20 protein-coding genes are annotated in these 25,411 nt (G+C 43.7%); 9 read left to right on the forward strand and 11 right to left on the reverse strand.

Annotated features, from left to right (window positions below; translation table 11 throughout):
* Positions 1-262: 262 nt before the first annotated feature.
* On the forward strand, positions 263-1,942 hold the full coding sequence (locus F0145_RS17070) for a capsule assembly Wzi family protein (protein WP_150090124.1): 1,680 nt from the start codon (positions 263-265) through the stop codon (positions 1,940-1,942).
* Positions 1,943-1,947: 5 nt separating this feature from the next.
* On the opposite strand, the gene F0145_RS17075 is transcribed toward F0145_RS17070, so the two are convergent.
* Together F0145_RS17075 and F0145_RS17080 are read right to left on the reverse strand one after the other, a co-directional pair.
* On the reverse strand, positions 1,948-2,373 hold the full coding sequence (locus tag F0145_RS17075) for a DoxX family protein (protein ID WP_150090126.1): 426 nt from the start codon (positions 2,371-2,373) through the stop codon (positions 1,948-1,950).
* A 333-nt stretch (positions 2,374-2,706) separates the two neighbouring features.
* The gene (locus F0145_RS17080) at positions 2,707-3,528 is read right to left on the reverse strand and encodes a glycosyltransferase family 2 protein (RefSeq protein ID WP_150090129.1); all 822 of its coding nucleotides are present in this window, start codon (positions 3,526-3,528) and stop codon (positions 2,707-2,709) included.
* Positions 3,529-3,654: 126 nt separating this feature from the next.
* On the opposite strand from F0145_RS17080, the gene F0145_RS17085 reads away from it, so the two are divergent.
* From F0145_RS17085 to F0145_RS26280, 6 genes are all read left to right on the forward strand, one after another.
* The gene (locus tag F0145_RS17085) at positions 3,655-5,487 is read left to right on the forward strand and encodes an ABC transporter ATP-binding protein (RefSeq protein WP_150090131.1); all 1,833 of its coding nucleotides are present in this window, start codon (positions 3,655-3,657) and stop codon (positions 5,485-5,487) included.
* 131 nt (positions 5,488-5,618) lie between these two features.
* Positions 5,619-6,113, forward strand: a complete 495-nt coding sequence (locus F0145_RS17090) for a hypothetical protein (RefSeq protein ID WP_150090133.1) — start codon at positions 5,619-5,621, stop codon at positions 6,111-6,113.
* Entirely contained in the window at positions 6,097-6,687 is a 591-nt protein-coding gene (gene lpcA, locus F0145_RS17095; protein WP_150090135.1) for a D-sedoheptulose 7-phosphate isomerase, read from the forward strand. Before F0145_RS17090 ends, lpcA begins: the two co-directional genes overlap by 17 nt.
* Before the next feature lie 91 nt (positions 6,688-6,778).
* Positions 6,779-8,317, forward strand: coding sequence for a YifB family Mg chelatase-like AAA ATPase (locus F0145_RS17100; RefSeq protein WP_150090137.1), 1,539 nt, complete (start codon positions 6,779-6,781; stop codon positions 8,315-8,317).
* Between the two features lie 109 nt (positions 8,318-8,426).
* Entirely contained in the window at positions 8,427-9,401 is a 975-nt protein-coding gene (locus tag F0145_RS17105) for a hypothetical protein (protein WP_150090139.1), read from the forward strand.
* Between the two features lie 40 nt (positions 9,402-9,441).
* The gene (locus tag F0145_RS26280; RefSeq protein WP_190277583.1) at positions 9,442-9,615 is read left to right on the forward strand and encodes a hypothetical protein; all 174 of its coding nucleotides are present in this window, start codon (positions 9,442-9,444) and stop codon (positions 9,613-9,615) included.
* 157 nt (positions 9,616-9,772) lie between these two features.
* Here F0145_RS26280 and F0145_RS17110 read toward each other — a convergent pair whose 3' ends face one another.
* A complete protein-coding gene (locus F0145_RS17110; RefSeq protein WP_150090141.1) occupies positions 9,773-11,194 on the reverse strand; it encodes a heparin lyase I family protein in 1,422 nt (473 codons plus the stop codon).
* A 583-nt stretch (positions 11,195-11,777) separates the two neighbouring features.
* A complete protein-coding gene (locus F0145_RS17115; RefSeq protein WP_150090143.1) occupies positions 11,778-12,926 on the reverse strand; it encodes an acyloxyacyl hydrolase in 1,149 nt (382 codons plus the stop codon).
* 266 nt (positions 12,927-13,192) lie between these two features.
* Between F0145_RS17115 and F0145_RS17120 the strand changes: the two genes are divergently transcribed.
* Together F0145_RS17120 and F0145_RS17125 are read left to right on the forward strand one after the other, a co-directional pair.
* Positions 13,193-13,852, forward strand: coding sequence for a porin family protein (locus tag F0145_RS17120; RefSeq protein WP_150090145.1), 660 nt, complete (start codon positions 13,193-13,195; stop codon positions 13,850-13,852).
* A 232-nt stretch (positions 13,853-14,084) separates the two neighbouring features.
* Complete coding sequence (locus tag F0145_RS17125; RefSeq protein ID WP_150090147.1) at positions 14,085-14,729, forward strand: porin family protein; 645 nt, start codon at positions 14,085-14,087, stop codon at positions 14,727-14,729.
* A 279-nt stretch (positions 14,730-15,008) separates the two neighbouring features.
* On the opposite strand, the gene F0145_RS17130 is transcribed toward F0145_RS17125, so the two are convergent.
* From F0145_RS17130 to tpiA, 7 genes are all read right to left on the reverse strand, one after another.
* Positions 15,009-16,370, reverse strand: coding sequence for a dipeptidase (locus F0145_RS17130; protein ID WP_150090149.1), 1,362 nt, complete (start codon positions 16,368-16,370; stop codon positions 15,009-15,011).
* A gap of 74 nt (positions 16,371-16,444) precedes the next feature.
* Complete coding sequence (locus tag F0145_RS17135; protein WP_190277584.1) at positions 16,445-16,936, reverse strand: YfbM family protein; 492 nt, start codon at positions 16,934-16,936, stop codon at positions 16,445-16,447.
* Positions 16,937-17,013: 77 nt separating this feature from the next.
* The gene (plsY, locus tag F0145_RS17140; RefSeq protein ID WP_150090151.1) at positions 17,014-17,658 is read right to left on the reverse strand and encodes a glycerol-3-phosphate 1-O-acyltransferase PlsY; all 645 of its coding nucleotides are present in this window, start codon (positions 17,656-17,658) and stop codon (positions 17,014-17,016) included.
* Between the two features lie 259 nt (positions 17,659-17,917).
* On the reverse strand, positions 17,918-23,179 hold the full coding sequence (locus tag F0145_RS17145) for a hypothetical protein (RefSeq protein WP_150090153.1): 5,262 nt from the start codon (positions 23,177-23,179) through the stop codon (positions 17,918-17,920).
* A 17-nt stretch (positions 23,180-23,196) separates the two neighbouring features.
* Complete coding sequence (gene prmA / locus F0145_RS17150; RefSeq protein ID WP_150090155.1) at positions 23,197-24,030, reverse strand: 50S ribosomal protein L11 methyltransferase; 834 nt, start codon at positions 24,028-24,030, stop codon at positions 23,197-23,199.
* A 7-nt stretch (positions 24,031-24,037) separates the two neighbouring features.
* Positions 24,038-24,424 (reverse strand): DUF6150 family protein, encoded by a 387-nt coding sequence (locus F0145_RS17155; RefSeq protein WP_223816124.1) that lies wholly within the window; start codon positions 24,422-24,424, stop codon positions 24,038-24,040.
* Between the two features lie 119 nt (positions 24,425-24,543).
* Complete coding sequence (gene tpiA, locus F0145_RS17160) at positions 24,544-25,305, reverse strand: triose-phosphate isomerase (RefSeq protein WP_150090157.1); 762 nt, start codon at positions 25,303-25,305, stop codon at positions 24,544-24,546.
* Positions 25,306-25,411 lie beyond the last annotated feature (106 nt).

A 25,411-nucleotide genomic window follows, 5' to 3' on the forward strand; every position in this document is an offset into this window, starting at 1 on the left:
CTAAAGATACATAACCCCCGGACTTTGTTCTTACCTTAACTTAAAATTTTATAGCTTCTAAAAACCTAATAAAGGCAAATGTTTAGAACAAGAACCGGCAGCTTGTAATTTAGCTATGCCTGCTACCCGCTATTATAGCCTAAAATTAAGGTAATTAGCGCGCAAAAAATTCTACCTAAACTAATTTTGCCCATTCGAGTACAAATTGTGATTTAGAAATATATCTCGTTACTTTAACCGATTTTTCGGACTGCTACCGCCTATGAACCTGCGCAAAAATTACTTCCTTTATTTTCTGTTGTTGTCACCTTTTTGCACCCTGGCCCAGGGCACCTTTGTTCCCCTCGACCGCGAAATCTACCATATTGTTGATCGGTTTCAGGTAAAATACGGGAGTAAAGCACCAGATTTACATACCGGCATCCGACCCTACCGGCGCCTGGACGTAGCCAAACTAGCCGAAGAAGCCCACTGGGACCAGCAAAATTTATCGGAAGCCGATAAGTTTAACAAAGAATATTTACTCAACGATAACTGGGATTATACCACCCGCGAAACCCGCCACACCGGCAAACCTTTTCTGAAATATTTTTTCCGCAATAAACCCGATTTGTTTCACGTAGACGACCAGGATTATAGCATTCGGGTAAACCCGGTGTTGCAGTTTCAGGTGGGCAAAGATTCCGACACCGAAGGTTCCCGGTATATTAACACGCGGGGGGTGCAGGTAGAAGGCAATATTAACAACCGCTTAGGCTTTTACACTTTTCTGGCCGATAACCAGGCCCGTTTTCCGGGTTACGTAGAAGAGCGCATAGACCGCGACAATATTGTGCCGAACGAAGGTTATTACAAGCCATTTAAAGCCACCGGCTACGATTTTATTACCGCCCGCGGCTATATTAATTACGGCCTGAGCAAAGATATTAACGTGCAGTTTGGTCACGATAAAAACTTTATTGGCAATGGCTACCGCTCATTGGTGTTATCGGATTATACCGCGCCTTACTTTTTCCTGAAGCTGAACACCAAAATCTGGCGGCTGCACTACATGAATTTATTTGCCGAAATGAATTCGGATTTTGAATTCCGCGATCAGTTGCTGCCCAAGAAATATTTTGCTTACCACCATCTGAGCCTGAATATTACCCCGGCCATAAATGTGGGATTGTTTGAATCAGTAATATTTTCGCGGGGCAAAGGACGCTTTGAGTTGCAATACCTCAACCCCATTATTTTTTACCGCTCCGTAGAACAACAATTAGGCTCCAACGATAATGCCTTGCTGGGCTTCGATTTTAAAGCCAATATTTTGCGCACCGCGCAAGTTTACGGGCAATTTATGCTGGATGAGTTTTTACTGAGTGAAGTACGGGCGGGCAATGGCTGGTGGGCCAATAAGCAGTCTTTTCAGTTGGGCGCTAAATATTTTGATGTGGCCGGCATCCGGAACTTAGATGCGCAGGGCGAGTTTAATTTTATACGGCCCTACACTTACCAGCACGAAGATCAGTTTACGAATTACCAGCACTACCGGCAGCCGCTGGCGCACCCCATGGGGGCTAACCTGTACGAGTTTATTGGTATTTTGCGTTACCAGCCCACCGGCCGCCTTTTCCTGACGGGCAAAGCTTTGTATACCAAACAAGGCGTAGATGCCGACAGCGCCAATTGGGGTTCTAACGTTTTAAAATCGTATAACCAGCGCCCCTACCCAGCGCCCAATCAGCAGGAATACGGGCACAAAGTAGCCGGACAAAACGCTACCAACCTGTTACACCTGGATTTAACAGCTTCCTGGCAGCTCCGGCACAACATGTTTATCGATGTAAAACAAATATTGCGGCGGCGCACAAGCGAGTTAGACCTGATGAACAACAATGCTTCGTTTACCTCGGTATCATTCCGCTGGAATATTCCGCAACGGCTACAGGAGTTTTAATATTTTTAATCCCAGCGGTTGCGGGTTGAAGCCGCATAACGTCCGCCGCCCAGGAAAAATAAGGCTAAAGCACCCAGTAAAAATAAAGCCGGTAGTTCTATGGCCCAACCGCCGCTTTTACCTAACTGCCCTATTTCCTGCATATGCGATAAAATAATGGCCGTTAGCATATTACCAACCACCAGCAAAGCTGCAATGCGCGTCCGGAAACCTAACAAGAGCAGGATGGGCGCAATTACTTCGCCTATGTAAACACCGTATGCGAAGAAGCCGGGCAGGCCTTTGCCTTCCAGCATACCTACCAGCCAACCAATGCCGTTTATGAGTTTACTAATGCCATGCAACAATAAAAGGCCACCAACCGCTAATCGCAATATTAACCTTCCGGTATCACCAGATCCGGCAGTTGTTGTGTCATAATATCTTTCCATGTATAATAATACCTCAAAACCTGCTTAAATGTTATAAATCAAGTGTTTTGAGGCTCGGCAACAGATATAATACCCAATAATATAAGCTATCTTCCATAGATACGCTCTCTGTCATTTTGAAAAAATCTATTGTTTAGACGTTCTTACAGGCAACTAGCGTTAAAAGGTATATTGCCTACTTGATTTTCTAACCAAAAGGTCCTTCCAGGATGACAAAAATAAAGGTGCGTTTTATGGAAGGTAAAATTTACTATTTGGTATAATTAAGTTAAAATAAAAACGGCCGGTAATAATTATCGGCCGTTTTTATTTTGATTAACATTTAAATATTATTTAAATCGCAACGTAATCTTTCAGGTAAAGTGCCCTTTCTTCCGGGGTCCATTTTTGTTCTATTTTAATAATATTACCGGCATCGGCAAATTTTACGGGTTTGGATTTAACAGTAAGGCGGATGAAATGATGGTTAAAAACCCCCAAAGCAATATGCATGGGTTTAACATCGCCTTGCTCCAAATGCCGTTTTTTGCTGCGCATATACAAATCAAAATCAGCGCCCTGAATGCGCTCGTCCCAGAGCCCCACTTTTTCCAGGCCGCGCCGCGTCATAATTACAGAATTGCCTACAAAGCCTTCCTGCACCTGGTTACCAAAACGCGCGTAACGTTTGGCGCAGAATTTTTCCCAGTCGCCGTACATCAGTTTGGCCATGAGTCTGAAAGTAAAGCCGTTGCGGGCAATATTGCTGATAATATTCTTGATTAATTTCCAGCGCCGGCCCAAAGCCAAAGTTGCCGGCACACTTTCTACCCGCTCAATGCCGCAACTGGTAATAATATCGAGTTGGTTGGCCTGCATAGCTTCCAGAATATGTTGGTCCCAGTGCGGGGCCACAATAATATCGTTGTTTAAAAAAGCCAGCACCCCGTATTTTGCTACCCGAATGCCCTGGTTCTGGCAGTACGGATAAGAATAATTCTGCTGGTTTTGAATAACGGTGGCGCCTACGCTTTGGAAGAATTCGCGGCTGCCATCCGTAGAGTTGTTATCAATTATGATTAACTCAAACGGGTTATGGGTATATTTTACCAGCTTTTCGTAAAACAGCTTGTTCATTGCCAATTGGTTATGCACCGCTGTAATAATACTGACCATGTTGTGTTTTTAAGTAATTAGCAGGCTGCAAAGGTACCAAAATAACCTAAACCCGCCACCATTCCTGTTCCGTTGCAGATTAATGCGTAACTTGCAGCGTTTTTCTGTTACCCATTTATTCTCCGGATGAAAACCTATTTCCGTTTACTGGCCTTTGCCAAACCTTATAGCCGGTTTGTACCGTCCTATGCTATTTTGGCAATATTGGCCGTTTTATTCGGGTTGGTAAACTTTTCGCTGCTAATTCCTTTACTCAACGTTTTATTTAATACCACGCCCGAAGTAGCGGCTCCTGCCAAACCCACTTTTGCCTTAAATATTGAATATTTTAAAGACCTGTTTAACTACACATTTTATAATATCCGGGCCGAGAAAGGACCAATGGGCGCACTGCAATATGTTTGCATCATTATTTTAGTCTCGGTCTTTTTATCGAACCTGTTCAAATATTTGTCGCAGCGCGTTATGACTTCCATGCGGACGTACGTGGTGCGAAACCTGCGGCGGGCTTTGTTCGAGAAAATATCGAACCTGCACGTGGGATATTTTCACCACCAGCGCAAAGGCGATTTACTTTCGAGCGTTTCGAACGATGTAAGCGAAATTGAAAACTCCGTGGTTAGTTCGGTGCAAGTAGTTTTCCGGGAACCGCTCATGATTATCGGGTACTTTATTTTCCTGTTCATGATCTCGGCCCAGCTTACCCTTTTTACTTTGCTTGTTTTACCAATTTCGGGCGGCATTATTGCTTTTATTGGGCGCAAATTACGCCGCGATGCCAAACGAGGCCAGGACTTATTGGGTAATTTGCTGAGCGTAATGGAAGAAACCATTTCGGGTAACCGCATAATAAAAGCCTTTAATGCCCAAACTTACGTGCAGGATAAATTTGACGTAGAAAATAACCGCTACAAAGATGTATTAAGCTCAGTCTGGAACAAGCGCGAACTGGCCTCGCCGGTTTCGGAATTTTTGGGTATTACGATAGTAGTAGGCGTTCTGCTGTACGGCGGCCATTTAATTATTAACCAGCAATCAGATTTAAGCGCCAGCGAATTTATTACCTTTATTGCGCTCTACTCCCAAATATTAATCCCGGCCAAGAATATTTCTACCGCCATGACCAATATTCAGCGGGGTATTGCTTCCGGCGACCGCATCCTCAAAATTATTGATTACCCCGAACAAGTTACCGAAAAACCCAATTCTTTGCCGCTAACCGAATTTAAATCCGGCATTGAGTACCGTCACGTCGATTTCCAATACGAGAAAGAAAAAGTATTAAATAATATTTCGCTCTCGGTGCCGAAAGGTAAAATGGTTGCGCTTATCGGGCAATCCGGCTCCGGTAAATCTACCCTCGCCGATTTGCTGCCCCGCTTTTACGATGTAACCGGTGGCCAATTATTAATTGACGGCGTAGACGTTCGGGATTTAAAAATAGCCGATTTGCGGGAGCAAATGGGCATTGTAACGCAAGAAGCCATTTTATTTAATGATACCATTTTCAACAATATTGCCTTTAACAAAACTAACGCTACCGAAGCCGAAGTTATAAATGCGGCTAAAATTGCCAACGCCCACGAGTTTATTATGCAAACCCCGAACGGTTACAATACACTTATTGGCGACCGCGGTGGCAAATTATCGGGCGGGCAGAAACAGCGCATCAGCATTGCCCGGGCCATTCTCAAAAATCCGCCTATTTTAATTTTAGATGAAGCTACCTCGGCCCTGGATACCGAATCGGAGAAACTGGTGCAGGAAGCCCTGACTAACTTAATGAAAAACCGCACTTCGATTGTAATTGCGCACCGCCTGAGTACCGTGCAGCACGCCGACGAAATTGTAGTAATGCAGAAAGGCCAAATAATGGAACGCGGTACCCACGAGCAATTGCTGGCCCTGAATGGACTTTATACCCGGTTAAACCAAATGCAGGTGGTAGCCCTGAGCTAAATATTTGGTAGCTGGTTTACACTTTAAGCTACGTTGGTAAGTTAATATGCTATGCGGCCGTTGGCTTACTTGTAAGATTAAGCTTGCGTAAAAGAAAATATATTCTTTTATTACTATAAACTAAAAAAACTATGGAAACAGTAAAGAAAACCGTCAATATTCTGTTAATGATTTACCTGGTGTTGGCTCTGCTTATTTATTTAGATATTTTAAATATTGGGCAAAACACTAATCCGGGTTTTTACGCTAACTTTTTCCTGGCGGGCGGCTTACTGATGCTGCTGGAACTAGTAACCGAGAATATTTACATCCTGTTCTTAAAACGGAGCCATGTAAAACAATACCAGAACAAAATTAACGAGCTTAAAGCCAGCCTGTATGACCAGAAACAAGAAACGCAGGAATTAATAAAAAAGCACAACGAAGAACTGGCTATTGCCCGGGCTAACCAAAATGCGGCACCGCCTTTGGTGCAACATCCGCAGCCAACTTCGCGGCCCGTGCTCACGCCCATTAACCCGGATGTTGATATTACCCCGGCTCCTTTACCGCCCAGACCGGTAAACCCAACCAATTACCCAACCCGAAATACTGATTCTGATACTTACCGTGAACCAAACCGCTAATATTATCCTGGCCGAACTAAACGAGGCGCAACAGGTTTTAACCAACTTTTTAAACAATCCCGAAAATATTAACCGCATTCAGGCGGCTGCCGAATTAATGGCTGCCGCCGTGCAAAACGGCCACAAAATATTATCGTGCGGCAACGGCGGCTCTATGTGCGATGCCATGCACTTTGCCGAAGAACTAACCGGCCGCTACCGCGATGACCGCCCGGCCATTCCGGCTATTGCTATCTCCGATGCCAGCCACATGAGTTGCGTATCTAACGATTACGGCTACGATTCTGTGTTTTCGCGGTACGTAGAGGCTTTGGGCCAGCCCGGCGATGTAATACTTTGCATTAGTACCAGCGGTAATTCAAGCAATATTTTGAAAGTTGCCGAAACTGCCCGGCGCAAAGGCATGCAAGTAATTAGCCTCACCGGCAAAGACGGCGGTAAACTAGCTCCTTTAACCGACTTAGAAATACGCGTGCCGCACTTCCGCTACGCCGACCGCATCCAGGAAATTCATATAAAAGTTATTCATATTTTAATTTTATTAATCGAGAAAAGCCTGGCCGAGCGGGTTTAAATTTTTGAAAATTCCGGTGGAATTTATCTGCCGGCGGCCGTGTTGGTAATCCAATTATTCTAAAAACTTTAAGCAAGAATATTTCTTTTTTATGCTCATCAGGACTTTTGGCAGCGCGGTACACGGGGTAAATGCCTACACCATTACCATTGAAGTAAACGTAACGCCCGGCACCCGCTATTACCTCGTAGGTTTACCCGATAACGCCATTAAAGAAAGTGAGCAACGCATCGAGTCGGCGCTGAAACAGCACGGCTACCGCATGCCCCGGCAGAAAGTGCTGGTAAATATGGCCCCCGCCGATATCCGCAAAGAAGGCTCCGCTTACGATTTACCCATTGCCTTGGGCATTTTAGCCGCTTCCGACCAAATGCTGGGTGATAAGCTGAAGGATTACCTGATTATGGGTGAACTCTCGTTGGATGGCACGTTGCGCCCCATTAAAGGTGTACTGCCCATTGCTATTCAGGCCCGGAAAGAAGGTTTTAAAGGCTTTATTTTACCTGCCGAAAACGCCAAAGAAGCCGCCATTGTAAATAAACTCGATGTTTTGGGTGTAGAAAATATCCGGCAAGCCATTGATTTTTTTGATAACAAAATTGATATACCGCCGCTGAAAATAGATACCCGCGAAGTATTCCAAAACACGGTAAACCAGTACCAGGCCGATTTTGCCGACGTACAAGGCCAGGAAAATATTAAACGCGCCCTCGAAATTGCCGCCGCCGGTGGCCACAACGTCATCATGATTGGTCCGCCGGGTGCCGGTAAAACCATGCTGGCCAAACGGCTGCCATCTATTTTGCCGCCCCTTACCATGCAAGAGGCGCTGGAAACAACTAAAATTCATTCGGTAGCGGGCAAACTAGGTGTAGCCGCTTCGCTCCTTTCTACCCGGCCTTACCGCTCGCCGCACCACACCATTTCGGATGTGGCGCTCGTGGGTGGCGGCGGCATTCCGCAACCCGGCGAAATATCCTTGGCCCACAACGGCGTTTTATTTATGGATGAATTACCGGAGTTTAAGCGCACCGTGCTGGAAGTTATGCGGCAGCCTTTAGAAGAACGCCGGGTAACCATTTCGCGGGCTAAACTCACCATCGATTTTCCGTCTAACTTCATGCTCATTGCCAGCATGAATCCGTGCCCATGTGGATTTTACAACCATCCAGACAAGGACTGTGTGTGCGGCCCCGGCATGGTGCAGCGCTATTTAAACAAAGTAAGTGGCCCCCTCCTCGACCGCATCGACCTGCACGTAGAAGTAACCCCGGTAACTTTTGACCAAATGACGGAAACCCGCCGCTCGGAGAGCAGCGCCGAAATACGGGAACGGGTAGTAAATGCGCGCCAGATACAGGAAGAACGGTTTAAAGATTTTCCCGAAATTCATTCCAACGCCATGATGCCGTCGCAAATGGTAAAGGATATTTGCCAGATAAACGCTGCCGGTAAAGCTTTGTTAAAAACTGCCATGGAGCGCTTAGGCCTTTCGGCGCGCGCCTACGACCGCATCTTAAAAGTAAGCCGCACCATTGCCGACCTCGCCAATAGCCCCGAAATCAGAATAGAGCACTTGGCCGAAGCCATCCAGTACCGCAGCCTCGACCGCGAAGGCTGGGCGGGGTAGGTTTACTCTTCTTTTTGCTTAAAAAATAGATATTTAGATTATCATATACTTATTTGTTAAATAAGATAAGTTTGATTATAATGCGAAATAATGTACTTTTAATAATATTATGACGTTTATCGCTAGCGTAGTAGCTAAAAAAGGTGTGGCAATTATAGCCGATTCACTTGTAACATCATCTAGGCAAGTTATTGAACTAGAAGATTTTGCCAAATATATAGAACAAAAAGAGGAACAATCACAAGGTGGTAATCAGATAGCACTAGATGCCCAAGAAATAGCAAACCTATTTAAGTTAAAACCCTCTTTTACAAAGGACTATGAGGAAAAGCTGTTCGAATATGACAATTTTACAGCTATTACTACTGCAGGTGCTGCAGTTCTAAACGGGAAAAGAATTGAGGCGGTAATATCAGAAATAAAGGCCGTTAACGAGGTAGATGTGGCTTATATTGATTTACCCATTGAAGAAAAAGTTGAAAATTTCGTATCCCTTATTGATGCTAGAGTAAAACAACATCTTGTTACCTTTAAATCAATAGGCTCACTTGTATTTATTATTACTCATTATATAGTTTCTTCCAACGAAACTGTTATATTTAGAGTAGAAGTCCCTGGGCTTACCGAAAATGATATAAGGGGAGCGGAAATCCTTGTAAACTTTAGTAAGTATGCAAGTTTTTATAAGGTTGTCTGTGAAGGACAGAATAGAACTACTGATAAAGTTCTGTTTGGCGATTTATTAACAGCTTACTATCTTGTCCCTGCAATCGCAAAAAAAATTCTTAAAGACTTCAATATAGAGGATAAAGATATGCCAGAAGGATATATTGACTCCTTGCTTCAGGATGGTTCAATAATTACAGAAGCTATGCAAGAAGAAATGAAGCTTGCTAAGCTTAACGAATTAAGCTTGCAACAGGCTGTAGAATTGGCTGCATTATTGATGCATATTGAAATGGACCTTCAGAAATATACTGAGAAAATTCCTTCAGTAGGAGGGGTTATAAAGCTGGCGGTAATTGACAGAAAAGGCTTTAGATTTGTAAGTGGTGATGAAATAACAAAACCAAACAATCTATAAAATTGTTCGTAAACCAAAAATCATTATTATTGCACAAATTATGATGGCAACAATTAAAAAAGATGTGAAGGACAAGGGATTGTACGAGAACATCATTTCCGATTTCATCTCAGCCCAGAGAATGAAAGATAAAAAGGACAAAGAGGTTGTTAATGAGAAACTTAAAGCTCTCACGAAAGGAAAAACCCTTGTCTTATCTAACCTGAGTAAATAAACTTTCAAATTAGATAATTTTAAAAGAGGACACTAGTCCTCTTTTTTATTGCCCTTTGGTGCAAATTTGTATATCATTGCCTTAATATTTTAGTATAATAAAAAAGAGGCCGAAAGGCCTCTTTTTTATTTATGCGGTTTTCAAACTTTGCTGTGGTTTAATTAGCGAATCTTTCCCGAACAGCGTTGTAAGTAGCGCCGCGGCTCCAGTTATCCTGGTATAAAGTATTGGTATTTTGGCCGGTCCCGGTGCTGGCATCGCCGTTGCCGCGGTACAAACCGTGCTGAATATAGCAACCGGTGGTAAAGCCGTTTACACCATCTTTCACAAACGGCACATCGTAACCGGCTTCAATCTGGTTAATATTGGGCGTCCACTGCAAGGTTGGAATATTTAGAAGCGATAGCACTTTGGTAAACTCGGCCTGACCTTCTAAGCGGTGCCACACTTCGAAAATACCGGTAGCATCGGGCCGGAATTTAACCCGCACAATAAAGTCGTGCCATTTGCCTTTGCTTAAGTCGTTTAAGATGGTAAAGCTTTCGCCGTACTCCGCAGGCCACCACTTTTCAATATTGCCGGAATTAAAATCTACCTGTACTTGGTTGGCGCGGGCATTAAAAGCAATGGGCGGCGAAATAGTGGTGTGGGCGTGCCACTGCATAAATATTCCCCAACGGTAAGGTTCGGTCCAGTCTTCCGGAAATAAAGTAGACCAGCCGTAATAATATTCATCGTTCAGGGCTTCGCGCTTATAATTCCACAACGATACTTCGGTGCGTTCGCCGCTGGTGCAGCCGCCCGCTGGCTTACAATACTGGTCGCCGGGCCGTACCACAAACTTAGCCGCGTATTTGCCCTGGCGCACCGGCGAAGTTACCACCGAAAACTGAGCTGCCCGATCTTTCGCAATCAGGCCCCCATCCCACTGGCTCCAATCACCGGTTTCCCAATCGGCTACCAGGTTAGCAGTGCCATCGTCGGGTGTTGTAGTGTCGGGTAATTTGTGTTTGTCCCAGCCCCAAACTTCTACTTCGGTATAACTGTTCCACTGGCTCTGGCTGTTTCCGTGGCCAATAATGCGCACAAAACGGCCTTTTAAATCGTCGAAATCAAACGTTTGGAGGTGCACGTTATTAGGAGCACTATTCTGGTTGGCCAGCACAATTTCCCACTTCTTTTCTTTGGTTGTATCCGAAGAAACGGCAATATCGAAATTAGAGGTGCGGGTAGCGCTGCCGCTCGTATGGAAGGCAATATTTACATGGGCAATGGTGTAGCGTTTACCCAGGTCGAGGGTAATATACTGCGGGTTGCCCAAACCCGACCAGCGTGTAGATAAACTGCCATCTACGATTTTTTCTTTGGTATTTACGCCATCAATAGCCGCCGGAGTAGTAACCATTTCGCCGGGCACTACTATTTTAAAAGGCGGAAATTTAAAGGCATTCTCGGTTACTGACTGCCCCGAAACATCCTTCGCAATAACTAAATCTTCTTTTTCTTTACAAAATGTGGTTAAGACCATTATCCAAACCAGCAGAAACGAAGTAATTCTGAAACGTTGTAAATTTTTCATACGCCATTAATAAATTAGTTTAGTTGTTAAAAAATATTACTTTTTGTACTTACCAGCCTTAACTTATTAATTACATTTTACAATAACAACAAAAATCAAATAAAATGTGCTCGTACACACATGATTGATATATAAATGTGCTCGAACAACATGAAAATAAAGATTAGCATTACCCAGAACTAGCTTGATTAAATTTATTTGTATTTATTAGATATTGCTTTCAAATCGGGTAGTTAAAACAAACCACCAGAATGGCTTTGCCGCGTGGCTTATACCAAATAGCATTTACTATCTGACATAGTACTTCTTTCTATTTGTCATCTTGAAAAGAACTATTGCTCAAAAGTTCTTACAGGTAACTCTAGTAGAGCGGGAATTACCTCCTTTACTTTCCAGATAATAGATGCTTTCAGCATGACAAGCAAGCTATTTTTATATTCTGATTCTGGAAGGTGATAATTACTATTTGGTATTAGCAGGCAGACAAAAAAGATTAAGTGCTTTTCGAAGGGGAAGCAAAATCAAAAGCAGCTAACCAGCAATTACTTTTAACAGATTATCAACGGGAGCAAGCGAAAGCGCCTTAAATTCTTACGCCTAACCGGTACTCAAAAATATCGGCTTTAATAAGATCGTGCAGTTTTAAACCGCCGGCCAAATACAGGTTTTTATGGAATTGCCATTTAATTTCCAGGCGCTGGAAAGTACCGGCATCGGCTTTGTAAGGCCGGTAAATATACCAACCCACATGCGTACCCAAGGCCAAGTTGCCAAAATTTAGTTCGTGGCCGCCGGTTAAGGAAGCGCGCCGGATATCGGGTTTGGTACCAGCCGGTACGCGTGGGTCCCAGCCCCGGCGCGGAAATAAAGACGGATCGTAAAAACCTTCCAGGGCCAAAGCCAACGTACTTTTTTGGTTCAGGCGGCGCAGCGTACCCACGGCAATACTGTTTACAATATATTTATTTAAATCATTTTCGGCGCGCTGCTTTACCCCGACGCTGGTATTAATAAAAACAAAATTCTTTTGTGTTAGGGGCGGCTTGGGCTGGGTTTTAAATTGCAGTGCGGGTTGGTGGTAATAATTGAGGCCCACGGTAGCTGTGGCAATATTTAAGCCCAGGTTAGGTTTAGTGTCGCCGCCATTAGAATAATGGTTTAAACCCACGGCGGTTAGTAACCCCAGGTGCGCACTTATTTTCCGGGTATATTCCAGGCGGGTTTGAATAACGGCATTAATATTATTGCTGATTACATTATTGGTGGGGTTTTGTTCAAAATTGTACCGGTTACTTAAATAAGCCAGGCCCGTACCAAACCGGAAATAAACCGCGCTGTTATTTTTTTGCAGCACCGGCAAACTTAAATAAGGACTGAAAGCCCACGATTGCCCCAGCACCGGGTTTTGGTATTGGAAGTAAGTAAGCGAAAGGCCGAAACGCGGATAGCGGTAAAGCTGTTGCCAATATTGGGTACCGGTGGTTTGTTTTTGTAAGTTTAACTCAAAGCCAATTGGGTGGGTGCCGGCAAAATGTTCTATTTTGGGCGTATGTACAATAACAGAACCTTGCTGCAGGGCGCCTCCCAAGATAAAAGGTTCCTGGTTTTGCGCTATACCTTTAAACCCTACCAACAGTAATAAAATTACTCCTAAGCCAAAACGGAAAAAACCTGAAAGCAAAGCCCGCATCATTTTTAAATAATACCCAAAGGTATTAAACAATTGGGGCACTTAAGTGTTATTACCAGTCAGGCTAAGCAACCCAAACCACTACAAAATTATTTTTGTACAAAAAAATAAATATTTTATAAACACCATACATCATCAATAAAATACTGGCATTAAGTAATATAATCGCTTAAACAAAATAAAATAAGCAATTAAACGAAACAAAATTTATAAAATACGTATAGTATGCCGAATTACATTATGTTATTATAATACAAATTTTAAATTTATTACGCTTAACCAATATCTATTAATTTAAATTATTAACTATGAAAAAGATTGTATTACTGCTAGTGGCACTGTTTAGTTTTTCGATTGCCCAGGCCCAGGTTAAACTAGGCATTAAAGGTGGTATAAATTACTCTAATGTTGCCGGCAACCTCCAAGATGAAATTAACTACGACAACAAAGTTGGTTTTTTAGGGGGTGTAACTGCCAATATTCCGTTGGTGGGAGATGGCTTCTTATCGCTTCAGCCCGAATTACTGTATTCTCAGAAAGGCTATCAATACCTGGATCAGGAAGTAACTATTAACAACGCAAAATACTCGTTAAAAGGAAAAAGAAACTTTAACTACCTGGATTTACCGGTACTGCTGCGGGTTAATGCCGCCGGTTTAATTTTTGAAGCCGGTCCGCAGGCATCTTATTTGCTGGCTATCCGGGATAAAACCGAAATGGAGAACGAAGGCACCGGCAACGACGACAAAACCCGGATGAAAATAGAAAAAGACAACCTGGCCGAACTGGAAATTGGTTATGTAGCCGGCGTAGGTTACCAAACACCAATGGGTGTAGGTATTGGTTTGCGTTACAACGGCAGCATTAACCATTTAGCCAAATCAGACCCCAATAACGACGAATTGGTAAATGCCCGTCATTCGGCTTTTCAGTTGCAATTGAGTTATGTACTCGGTGGCAGTCGTTAATTTAAATAAAAATACGGCCGGGATATATTAAATATCCATCCAGAATAAACCCGGCTGGCTCTAATTAAGTATCAGATAATAAACAGGATACATAAATGAGCCGGCCGGGTTTTCTGTTTATTAACATAATAGTAATAAATATTCTGAACCCTAACAGCCCTGTTTTACGATATAAGGCAGGATTTTTGTAATTCCTGTATTTAGAATTACAAACCATTAACAAATTAAAACTATGAAAAAATTATTAATTCTCACTATTGCGCTTTTTAGCTTTTCGTTTGCTCAAGCCCAAAAAATTGGGATAAAAGCAGGTATTAATTATTCTAATATTGCCGGCGATTTAACCGACGAAGCCAACAACGAAGGTAAAGTTGGTTTTGTAGGTGGTATTGCCACCAGCATTCCGTTAGTAGGCGATGGCTTCTTGTCGTTGGCGCCGGAGCTTTTGTATTCGCAGAAAGGTTACCAGTACCGCGACGAAACGTTTAAAATTGGCAACAATACCATTAAACGCGAAGGCAGCCGCGGCTTTAATTACCTGGATTTGCCTGTGTTGTTAAAAGTTAATGCGGGCGGCTTATTCTTCGAAGGCGGACCGATAGCTTCTTATTTATTAAACATTAATGACAAAACAAAAGAAAGCATTAATGACATTGAAAATAACAGCTACACCGAATTAAACAAAGATGGCTTAACCAAGTTTGAAGTTGGCTACGCCGCTGGTTTGGGTTTTATGGCCCAAAATGGCCTGAGCCTGGGCATTCGGTACAACGGCAGCTTTAACAAACTGGCCAACGATTACAATGGCAACGACCTGATGAATGCCCGTCATTCGTTATTCCAGGCTACTATTGGCTTTATGGTTGGCGGCAATTAATTAGGCCTTTACTTAATAAAAAAGCCGGCTGGTACTTTACCAGCCGGCTTTTTTATTGACTTTATTTTATACCACTATCAAATAGAAAATGGGCTTACATTATTGTTGTCATCCTGAGCTTGCCGAAGGATCTATAACAGCATTATAAAGTAGATTTAGATGTTTCGACAAGCTCAATATTTTAAGTACATTAATTAGTATTAGCTTAAGTAGCACTGTACTAAAATAAAAAAGCTGGCTGGTAAAGTACCAGCCAGCTTTTTTATTGCCTTCTTTATTTTATTTGCTCATTTCGGCTAAATATTTAAAAAAGTACGGAATGGTTTCAATGCCTTTCAGGAAGTTGAAAACACCGTAATGTTCGTTAGGTGAATGGATAGCATCCGAATCCAGGCCAAAGCCCATTAGTACCGAATCTATGCCCAGTTCGGCTTTAAACATGGCTACAATGGGAATACTGCCGCCGCTGCGTACCGGAATAGGTTTCTTGCCAAAAGTTTGTTCAAAAGCCCGACTAGCCGCCTGGTAAGCAACCGAATTAGTAGGGGTAACCACTGGTTCGCCGCCGTGGTGCGGCCTTACCTCCACTTTTACGCTGGGCGGTGCCAAACTTTCGAAATGCCGGGTAAATTTTTCGGTAATTTCTTCGGAAGTCTGGTTAGGCACCAACCGCATCGATATTTTAGCAAAAGCTTTAGAAGCAATTACGGTTTTAGCGCCTTCGCCAATATAGCCGCCCCAAATGCCGTTTACATCCAGCGTTGGCCTAATAGAATTCCGCTCGTTGGTAGTATAACCCGCTTCGCCGTGTACATCGCCTAAATCCAAGGCCTTTTTATATTCCTCCAGGCTAAAAGGAGCTTTGGCCATTTCGGCCCGCTCTTCTGAAGATAATTCTTCTACGTTGTCGTAAAAACCCGGAATGGTAATGTGGTTGTTTTCGTCGTGCAACGCAGCAATCATCTGGCACAAAATATTAATGGGGTTGGCCACCGCCCCACCGTATAAGCCTGAATGCAAATCGCGGCTCGGTCCGGTTACTTCTACTTCTACGTAGCTCATACCGCGCAACCCGGTGGTAATAGAAGGAATATCGTTGGCAATAATGCCGGTATCCGAAATAACAATCACATCGGCCTGCAGCTTTTCTTTGTTCTGGTTTACGAAAATACCCAGGTTATTCGAGCCAATTTCTTCCTCGCCTTCAATCATGAACTTCACGTTACAAGCCAGTTCGTTTTGCCGCATCATCATCTCGAAGGCTTTTATGTGCATATACACTTGCCCTTTGTCGTCGCAGGCACCGCGCGCGTATATTTTTTCGTCTTTAATAACCGGTTCAAAAGGCGGCGAGTGCCACAATTCATAAGGGTCGGCGGGTTGCACATCGTAATGGCCGTAAGCCAACACCGTAGGCAGCGCTGGGTCAATAATTTTTTCACCGTACACAATCGGGTTGCCGGCGGTCTCGCAAAGTTCTACTTTATCGGCACCAGCCTCGCGCAGTTTCTCGGCAATAAATTCGGCGGCTTGCCGCACATCGCCTTTAAACTTGGGGTCGGCACTTACCGACGGGATGCGCAGTAACTGCAATAATTCGTCTATAAATCGGTCTTTGTTTTCCTGGATGTAGTTGTTCATTTTATTTATCTATGTCCTATAATTAAGGTAAAGACTAAAATATTAAGTAATTATTGTGAGTAGCCTTAATATTTTTAATTAAGGAAGGTAATTACAGCTTCATTTCTTCCTGCTGCTTCTGAATAAACTTCTTGAACAGTTTTGAAGTAATCTGTTAAATATTCCAGATTATCTTCTTCATCCCAGATATTAGGATAAATTTCCAGTTCACTCATTCTATTTGGATTGTAGTTTTTGCTTAATTCAGAGATGGTAATTTTTGATATTTCAGCATTTACTTCTTTTACTTGTTCTGGGGTTAAATATTGAGCTGGGCCATAGCCTAAGTCTTGGTCCTCATCTATAAATTGTCCACTAAATAAAACCTTAGCTAATGGATGACTAGAATTTTCTAAATTTTGTCCCGTTAACAAAAAAAGGATACCTTCCCATGATTTATCTATGTCCACTAGATTAGGATCTTCGGCTTCGTCGTCATAGACTCTGTTTTCTAATAGTGAACTGTCTTGTAAATATTCTTCAAGTTCAGAACTAGTCACCCGAAGTAAGTTTCCTATCATACTCATAATGCAACAATATTTATTTTTTAATATTTTAATTAACTGGTTCTTTATTAAGGTTAACTAAACATAACTGCTAGTAATTACTTCCTCCCAAGAAAAGGAAGATTAGCCTTGCTTTCCTGACCTTGCATCAAACGATTAATATTTTTCTTGTGAGTAAACACTACCATAATAGAGAGAAGCACGCCAAAAACCAGTAAGAGCGGCTCATCGGGGTGGAAAGCGGGTAATAAAAGCAACAACGGGAAAGCAATGGCGGCAATCATGGAGCCCAGCGACACGTATTTGGAGATAAGTAAAACCACAATAAAAATACCCAGACAAATTAATGCAGCCGGCAGATGTACGGCCAGCACCATACCCATGAGCGTAGCTACACCTTTACCACCTTTAAAGCCCACGTACACCGGAAAAATATGACCTAAAACGGCTAAGGCACCCATTATTAATTTAAACAATACCAGCTTATCATCCGGAATTAATTCCTGCATAACTAATATATTGGCGAGCGAAGTTGCGGCCCAGCCTTTAAAAATATCGAAAAGCATCACAAAAGTACCCGGCTTTTTACCCAGTACCCGGAACGTATTGGTAGCGCCGGCGTTACCGCTGCCGTGTTGGCGCACATCAATCCCGTAAAACTTTTTGCCTACCCAAACGGCCGTGGGGATAGCACCAATTAAATAAGCAGCAATTAAGAAAAAGGCAATAATTAAAATATCCATAAATATTATCTGAAAGGACTTATACCTAATAAACGCAAATAAACCGGACTAGTAAATATTATGCGGGAAAGTTTAGCCCAAATATAGTAAAATACCAAACCCGAACCGGGCTGCAAATTATAATTCCGTTCTAGGGTTCTTCGCAGCAACGCTCATTTTTCACCGCATTAACCAAAAGCTTTTGGCGCATATAAGCCTAGCGTCGGGCACAAAAAAGCCGCTCTTACGGAGCGGCTTTCTGTTTTGCAGAAGATAAATATTAGTTCATGTCGGGCAGCAGACCTTCATCTTCTTTGCCTTTTTTACCTTTCTTTTTCTTTTTAGGCTCTTCGGTCATACCGGGTAAGGCAATGTTATCGGTTTGTTTTTCGGGTTTAGCTGGCTGGGCTGCGGGCATATCCGTCATATCCGAATCATCAGACTTAGCAGCTTTATCTTTTTTCTTTTTCTTGCCGCCGCTTTCTTCCATAAAATCGAAATTACCGGTTTTTACCGGAGCTGCCTTACTGCCGGCAACGCCTTTAAGCGGATCGTGGGCGCTGTTTTGCAGGTAAGCTTTCTGGTAATCGGTTACAAACTGATTTTTCTCTATTTCTTCGGCGGTAAGCAAGCTGCTGTTGCGTTTAGAAGTTACCAGGCGGTTAAACTCTTCGTCGGTAGAAGCCACCATCATGACATTATTGTTATACGTGAAATAATACCACAAACCCGGGTTAGGCTGCAAATACATCGTAACAATATCTGATTCCGGGCCGCGCTTGATTTCTATATAGCCGGGCACCTGCGCATTAATATCTTTTTTGAGCATGTTAGATAAGCTCAGCATATTTTTGCTGTACCAGGCTTTGGTAGAATCGGACCACCGTAACTCTACGTTGCTGAACACGAAACTCTTCTGAAACTTAGAAGAAAATACCGGCAACGGGGTATATTTAGACTGATCAGCAAAGGCCTGGGCATCTTTAGCGGGCACAAACTGCGCCAATTTATTCAGCATCAAACTATTATCGGTAATGGCTTCGGGGGCATTGCCGGCATTGTTGGCCAAAGCGGTGGCCATGGCATTCAGGGCTTGTTCCGGCATATTTAAATCAAAGGCCAGTAACGCATTCAGCACGTATAAATTAACTTTAGGCTTAGCGGTTGCGGCGCCGGCGGCTTCTAACTTAAGCGTTTTGCTTGCCTGAATCAGGTTAAACTTACCTTCGTAGTTGGCTATACCGGTAGAGTCGTTAAAGGTCATGAGGTTACCGGAATATTCCTGGCCGGCAATACGGGCCTCTTTGCCCAGTTTAAATTCTTTCCGATCTTTGTTGTACGCCAATTGCCCTTCCACCTCAAATATATCCAGATCGGTTTCGTCTTTCTTCTGCGAAACAAACGTGTTGTATATTTTATTAGAGGCTACGCTTACGTGTAAACCGGTTTTAAGCGGTGTACCATCGGCTGTTTTGGGCGCTTCAATATTAATTTTTACCTCGGCGGGGTTTACGGTTGCTTTGTACGGAAACCAGTCCGAAGCACCGGCTTCGCCGCTCACCGCCACTTTTACATAGCCATCGAAATTCCAGAACTGCTGGTTCGAAGACATGGTAATATTACCTTTGTACCCCACTCCCGGCGCAATCAAAAATTTATCTTTTTCGGTTACGGTAGCTAAGGCTTCGGTATGCGGCATGGTTTCGTCCTGGGCATCAGACTTCCGTAAAAAGCGCAGCCTTTCTTTTTTGGCCGGCTCATCGGTGTTCATGGCTAACAACGTAGAATCGGGCCGCATCTCCGCGTTAACTTTTGGAGCGTTCTTTTTCTTTTTGCGGGTAGCTACCACCGGTTCCATTGCTAAATCAGATTCCGGGGTTACAGGCATTTCGCCGGCTGGTGCATCTTCAGTAGCGGCTTTGCCTTTTTTCTTACTGGTTACCAAACTTGCTTTCCGAAACAGGCCACCTTTTTTTACGGGCGCTACTACTGCGGCAGTGGTATCATCGGGCATTATTTCGGTACTAATCAAACCTACTTTATCGCGGTTGCTCCATTCATTTAAATCGCTTTCGGTTACCACTGGTTTTACCTTGTCCATGTTTTTCATGGCAAACTTGTCGAACTTGATGGCAAACGTATCGGCGGCGGCGTTTACGTAATTGGCCCTGCCATTACCCTGGTAGTTTAGCCGCGATAGAATATTTACTTCGCCCTGGTATAGCTGGTGGTATTTATTTAAAGTATCGCTGATAACAACAGCTTTTTGCAATGACTTCAGATTAGCGCTTTCAATAAATACCCGGCCACTATCGGGTACTACATGCGCATCGGCTACGGCAATATAAGGCACCCCACCAATATTTAAGGTATTTTTGCTGATGTCGTAGCTGGCCGATTTAGCTTTAAATTTAAGTCCTTCGTGGGCCGGCCTACCCGAAACAAAGTAAGCCTGGCTGCCATTACTGCCCTCGGACTGGCGCATGGTTACCACTTTTTTGTTTACATCCCACATACCGCCGCTGAGCGAAGTCCGGAACTGAGAAATCGGGAAGTCGGTGTTGGCTACCCCGGTACGTTCCGGCGAGAAGGTGGCCTGGCCCTTGGTTACGTTAAAATCCAGCAATACATCAGAAGCCCGCAAAGCTGGTTTGCCCGGCGTGCTGGATTTAATTTCGAGGGTGGCATTTTGGGCTTTAAAGTGGTCTTTGGCAAAAGCCAGGTTCGGCGATTTAATTAAACCGTCGGTGCCTTCTACAACCCCATCGCCAAAAAATCCTTCGGGCGTTAAAATAGCAATACCCTGGTACGTATATTTGCCGGCATACAGCTTAAAGGGCTCACTTACGGTACTAATATTCATAGTATCTTTTTTGGGCAACCACTCCATTACATATTTATGGAAGGTACCGCCCATGTAATACGCTTTACCCACGGTAGCCTCCCGGATAGTAGCCTCCGTACCCAATGTCTGTACTTTATCGAGGTAAAAAGTAAAGGCATTAGACTTTAGTTTGGTGGTTAGGTAATCTACTTCGCCGATGCCCTGCAAACCTTTGTTGGTCATGGTAAGTTTGTTGTAAAACTTACCTTTGCCACCATAAGCCGGCAAACCGTTTTTGGGGGCGGTATACTCAAAACCCAGCGATTGGTCGGGCATTACGGCTAACTGGGTTTCGATAGGCGGAAAAATACCCCCGGAATAGAACTTACCCTGAAAACCAACGGCGCCCGGCATACTGGTACCCAGGCTATCTATTTTAAAGCGCGGAATGGCAAAATATACGGTGGTATCGTAAGCGCCGCCCAATATTTCGGGTTTATTAAAAAATACGTAAGCGCCGCCAATAGCATCAAACATCGGGAAATTGGCGTATTTTTTCCGGCCCGATTTATTATCGGCTTTGTTTAAATAAAGAATACCCGATGATTTGGTAAGGCTGTTGCTGCTGAATTGTTCATTACCGGTACTTTTTTCTTTGGCGTTTTTCTTCTTTTTAGGAGCGGCAATGGCAATGGTATCAATTTTAGCCATTTCGATCAGAAACTCGTTGTACTTAAACGTAAATTTAGAACCCCGGAACCGCAAATCAGAAGCTACTACCGCCCCGTTAAATTTAATATCGCGGTTTTTTAAAATGCGCACCTGATTACTGTCGGGTTTGGCATAAACCGCTGCCGAATCGCCGGTAAAGTAAAATTTATTTACCCCCCGCACCAGCATCTCGTCTTTATTCAGGTCGAGGGTAATATTTTTACCCGATGGCATTAAAGATTTAAGGGTAATAAAATCGAAATCTTTTTTGCCCCGCGCCGCTTTCATGTAATGCACGGCTTTAGGCTTTACCGATATTTGGCCAGTAACGGTATTAAAATCCAGAAAATTCTGTTTTGCCAGCATCGAAGCCGCCAGGCGCAGTTCGTCTTCTTTTATTTTAGTACTTTGGGCCAGTTCGGCCAGGTAAAACGTATTGGTGCGGCGCTTATCGGCAAAATTCGCAATCACGATAAGCGGATGAAAATCGGCGGTTCCTTTTAAGTGTTCGTAGCGTTCTTCAGTAAAATATTCTTTAGAAGCCAGGCGCGCCGGCACTTCGTTTTTAGCTGTTAAAATAGAGAAATTAATGGTAGGCTCCGGCAAAACCCAGGTCAGCATTTCGGCACTAATTTCCATTTGGTGGTGCGAGCTGTAAAACGGGCTCGCCATGGTTTGGTCGCTGCGGGTTAGCAATAATTTTTGGTTAGGCTTGCTGTATTTTAACCTTAAACCAGGGTGCGCAATGGTATCGGCTTTGTTAAAAATTAAGATGGCCGCATTTTCCGAAGAAATAACGCTATCCTGGAGCATAAAATTAGCAGCAGTGGCTTTAAACTTGGGGCTTCCCTCGCGACTAACGGTAATTTCGGAACCGCTACCGTCTAAAGCCCCGGCACTTATTTTATTACCGGCCAGCGTAATACCACCGGTATATTTAATATTTTCACCGATGCTTTTGAGGCGGGCATTATTGGTATAGGAAATAAATTTAGGATATCCGGTATCGGCACCAGGGGTTTTGCGGCGCACATTCCGGAATTCAAAAACACCATCTACCGGGGCTTCCAGCACCGCCGGATAAGTTAATGTTACATCTTTGGCTTTAAACGCCGTTTTGCTAATATCGAAGCTAAACTTTTTAAGCGTAGCAGTGGCTTCGCCGTCGGGCTGTGCCCAGGTAAATACGCCTTTATTGCCCACAAATACGTTACGGGCCAGCATTAAAGCGCCTTCCGTTTGTTTTAACAGCAACGAATCGGGACCCGAAACAAAAAATAAATCAATATTATTCAGCTGAAGTACCGGACCTATTATTACCGGAATAGCCCCGTTGGTGGGTATTGTTCCTTTATCTTCACTCGCGGCGGTTGCTGGTGGCGTATCTTTAAAATCATCGTTCCAGACTATTTCGCCTTCTTTGGGGGCTGGTTTTGCTGCTTTTTTCGGTGTTTCTTTAATTGGTTCGGGCTTTACCGGGGCAGGTTCTTCCTGGGGTTCGGTGCCATCGCGGTAAGCAAACGAAAAATTGCCGCCCAATACCCGCAAGGTATTTACCGAAGATTTGTAAACAACTTTGGTGTTTAGGAAAGCATAAGAAGTTTGCAGAAATTTTTCGAACTGGGGTATTTTTTCATTGGCGAGGGCTTTTTCCGTAACAACTAAAAACTGGTCTAAAGCAGCATTATTTAATTTATGAATATTTACGGCACTTACCAGCGCGCCGTATAAATTTTCGAGATGCGGCCGGGCTTTTAATTTTTTAACCAGCATATTCTGGGAAAGTGCTATTACTTTGGCCTGCTGACTACTGGTTAAAGTGTTGGTGCCCCAAATTTCTTCGAGGCGGGAAGCTACTTTTATGGCGTTTTCGTTTTTGGTGCCGGCCATCATGGTTTTTACGTCCAGCATAAACTGGGCCGGTTCCTTCGAGAGTTTTGGGGTTTGTGCCTGCGCCATGCCCAACACCCCCAGTAAAAAAAATAAACTAAAGTAAAATTGTTTCATATAATAAACCCACTAAACTACTCCTTTTCAAAAACCACTGATACCCAGTTATTTTTTATACGATTACTCGTAAAATTCAACCCAACCGAAGCGGCTTTCTCTTTAATCTGGTCTAAATCTTCGGTATAAAACCCGCTCATTATTAACGTACCACCAGCTGCTAATATTCTGTTATAAACCGGCAAATCGACCAGCAATACGTTGCGGTTAATATTAGCCAGAATAATATTAAATGGTTGTTCCTGCTCTATTACCGCCGCATCGCCTAAACGCACTTCAATAGCTGCACAATCGTTAAAGTCGGCGTTTTCACGAGCGTTTTCTACGGTCCAGTCTTCAATGTCAACGGCCAATATTTCGGTGCCACCTAGTTTACAGGCCAGAATAGCCAGAATACCCGTGCCGCAACCCATATCCAGCACACGTTTGCCCGCATGGTCTACGGTTAGCTGGTTCTCTATCATGAGGGTAGTGGTTTCGTGGTGGCCGGTGCCAAAAGACATTTTCGGGTTGATAACAATGTCGTAAGCCACACCCTCGGGTTTTGGGTGAAAAGAAGCGCGCACCGAACAAATATCCGCAATCAGCAAGGGCTCAAAATTCTTTTCCCACTCTTCGTTCCAGTTTTTCTTCTCGATTTTCTCGATGGTATATTTTATTTCGCCGGCAGCTTCGCGGTATTTATTTAAGACTTCCTGCAGGTCGGTTTCCGAGAATATATCTTCGGTAATGTAGGCGCACAAACCTTCGTCGGTTTCCATGAAAGTATCGTAACCGTACTGGCTCAGCTCGGCAGTTAAAATGTCGTTAAACGCAGTGGGGGCAAAAATTGTAATTTGGATAAAATCCATATAGAGGTTATTTTCTACAACCGGCTAATGTTCGCGCTTTGGTGTAATAAATGGTAAAATCGGCGAAAGCCCGGTTGGTGGTTATAAATAAAACGTGATCGGCAAAATTGCGGCTCGTGGTAATGTGCCAAATGCCGGGAGCATCGGCAAAAAGCTTGTTGGTTTCTTTAAAAACAGATAAATCGGCGTAAGTATCTTCGGTATCGATGTATACGGTAAAGCGCGCGTAGTTTTTTTGTTTGGGATCGGCGGTAAGGTATACAGAGCCGAACATGCGGCAGATTTCGGGTTCGCGGGGAGCTACAATCGATATTGTTTCGGGCTTGGCAACAGCCGAACCCGCCGGGCTGCCAAGGCCCAGTAACAAGTAAAATAAAGGCAGAAAATAAAGCATTCCGGAAAAACTAAACTGCAACTATACCCGAGCGGATGCAAGTGAATTAGAATAATCCCAATTACATCCGCTCTAAGGTACAAATTAACTATTTCCGGAACAAAAAATTCTTATTTTTATCAGAATGATTTTATAATATCGGTGAAATCGCGCGATTTAAGCGAAGCACCGCCAATCAGGCCACCGTCAATATCGGGTTGCGAGAATAATTCGCGGGCATTACCCGGGTTAGCGCTGCCACCGTACAGAATAGTTGTGTTCGCAGCAGCTTCGGCATCGTAGTGGCGGGCAATCTGCTCGCGTATGAAAGCGTGCACTTCCTGGGCTTGCTGGCTCGTAGCGGTTTTGCCGGTGCCAATGGCCCAAATAGGTTCGTAGGCAATTACCACGCGCGCAAACTCTTCGTTCGTAACATGGAAAAGTCCTTCTTTTAGCTGGGTTTCAATAACGTCGAACGTTAAATCCTGCTCGCGCTGCTCCAGCGATTCGCCGATACAGAAAATTGGAATTAATCCAGCTTGCAAAGCGGCTTTCACCTTTGTTTCTAATAACTGGTTGTCTTCGTTAAAATATTGCCGGCGTTCGCTGTGGCCCAGAATTACGTACTCCACTCCCACCGATTTCAACATGGCGGCCGACACTTCGCCGGTGTATGCGCCACTTTCTTTCTGGTGGCAATTTTGGGCACCTAAATGAATATTGCTGTTTCCGCCCAGAGCCTTGCTTACGCTGCTCAGAAAAGGGAATGGCGGGCACAATACTACTTCGGCCTGGTTGTTTACTTCGTCCTGCACCATATTTACTACTTCCGATACCAGCGCCTGCGCCTCCTCAAAAGTTTTATTCATTTTCCAGTTGCCGGCAACAATTTTCTTTCTCATATTATACTATTTGGTTTTGGGTTGTGTATCTAAAATTGCGTTATACGGCGTAAGATTAATAATTTTGCCGGGGAATGCCTAAAAGTTAAAGCAGGATTTAAATTTA

The organism is Adhaeribacter rhizoryzae (assembly GCF_008629685.1).
Lineage (GTDB): Bacteria > Bacteroidota > Bacteroidia > Cytophagales > Hymenobacteraceae > Adhaeribacter > Adhaeribacter rhizoryzae.

Bases quoted from the DNA above. Each gene is read 5' to 3' on its own strand.
- F0145_RS17070 (WP_150090124.1), top strand. From the start codon at position 263: ATGAACCTGCGCAAAAATTACTTCCTTTATTTTCTGTTGTTGTCACCT.
- F0145_RS17075 (WP_150090126.1), bottom strand. From the start codon at position 2,373: ATGGAAAGATATTATGACACAACAACTGCCGGATCTGGTGATACCGGA.
- F0145_RS17080 (WP_150090129.1), bottom strand. From the start codon at position 3,528: ATGGTCAGTATTATTACAGCGGTGCATAACCAATTGGCAATGAACAAG.
- F0145_RS17085 (WP_150090131.1), top strand. From the start codon at position 3,655: ATGAAAACCTATTTCCGTTTACTGGCCTTTGCCAAACCTTATAGCCGG.
- F0145_RS17090 (WP_150090133.1), top strand. From the start codon at position 5,619: ATGGAAACAGTAAAGAAAACCGTCAATATTCTGTTAATGATTTACCTG.
- F0145_RS17100 (WP_150090137.1), top strand. From the start codon at position 6,779: ATGCTCATCAGGACTTTTGGCAGCGCGGTACACGGGGTAAATGCCTAC.
- F0145_RS17105 (WP_150090139.1), top strand. From the start codon at position 8,427: ATGACGTTTATCGCTAGCGTAGTAGCTAAAAAAGGTGTGGCAATTATA.
- F0145_RS26280 (WP_190277583.1), top strand. From the start codon at position 9,442: ATGATGGCAACAATTAAAAAAGATGTGAAGGACAAGGGATTGTACGAG.
- F0145_RS17110 (WP_150090141.1), bottom strand. From the start codon at position 11,194: ATGAAAAATTTACAACGTTTCAGAATTACTTCGTTTCTGCTGGTTTGG.
- F0145_RS17120 (WP_150090145.1), top strand. From the start codon at position 13,193: ATGAAAAAGATTGTATTACTGCTAGTGGCACTGTTTAGTTTTTCGATT.
- F0145_RS17125 (WP_150090147.1), top strand. From the start codon at position 14,085: ATGAAAAAATTATTAATTCTCACTATTGCGCTTTTTAGCTTTTCGTTT.
- F0145_RS17130 (WP_150090149.1), bottom strand. From the start codon at position 16,370: ATGAACAACTACATCCAGGAAAACAAAGACCGATTTATAGACGAATTA.
- F0145_RS17135 (WP_190277584.1), bottom strand. From the start codon at position 16,936: ATGAGTATGATAGGAAACTTACTTCGGGTGACTAGTTCTGAACTTGAA.
- plsY (WP_150090151.1), bottom strand. From the start codon at position 17,658: ATGGATATTTTAATTATTGCCTTTTTCTTAATTGCTGCTTATTTAATT.
- F0145_RS17145 (WP_150090153.1), bottom strand. From the start codon at position 23,179: ATGAAACAATTTTACTTTAGTTTATTTTTTTTACTGGGGGTGTTGGGC.
- prmA (WP_150090155.1), bottom strand. From the start codon at position 24,030: ATGGATTTTATCCAAATTACAATTTTTGCCCCCACTGCGTTTAACGAC.
- F0145_RS17155 (WP_223816124.1), bottom strand. From the start codon at position 24,424: ATGCTTTATTTTCTGCCTTTATTTTACTTGTTACTGGGCCTTGGCAGC.
- tpiA (WP_150090157.1), bottom strand. From the start codon at position 25,305: ATGAGAAAGAAAATTGTTGCCGGCAACTGGAAAATGAATAAAACTTTT.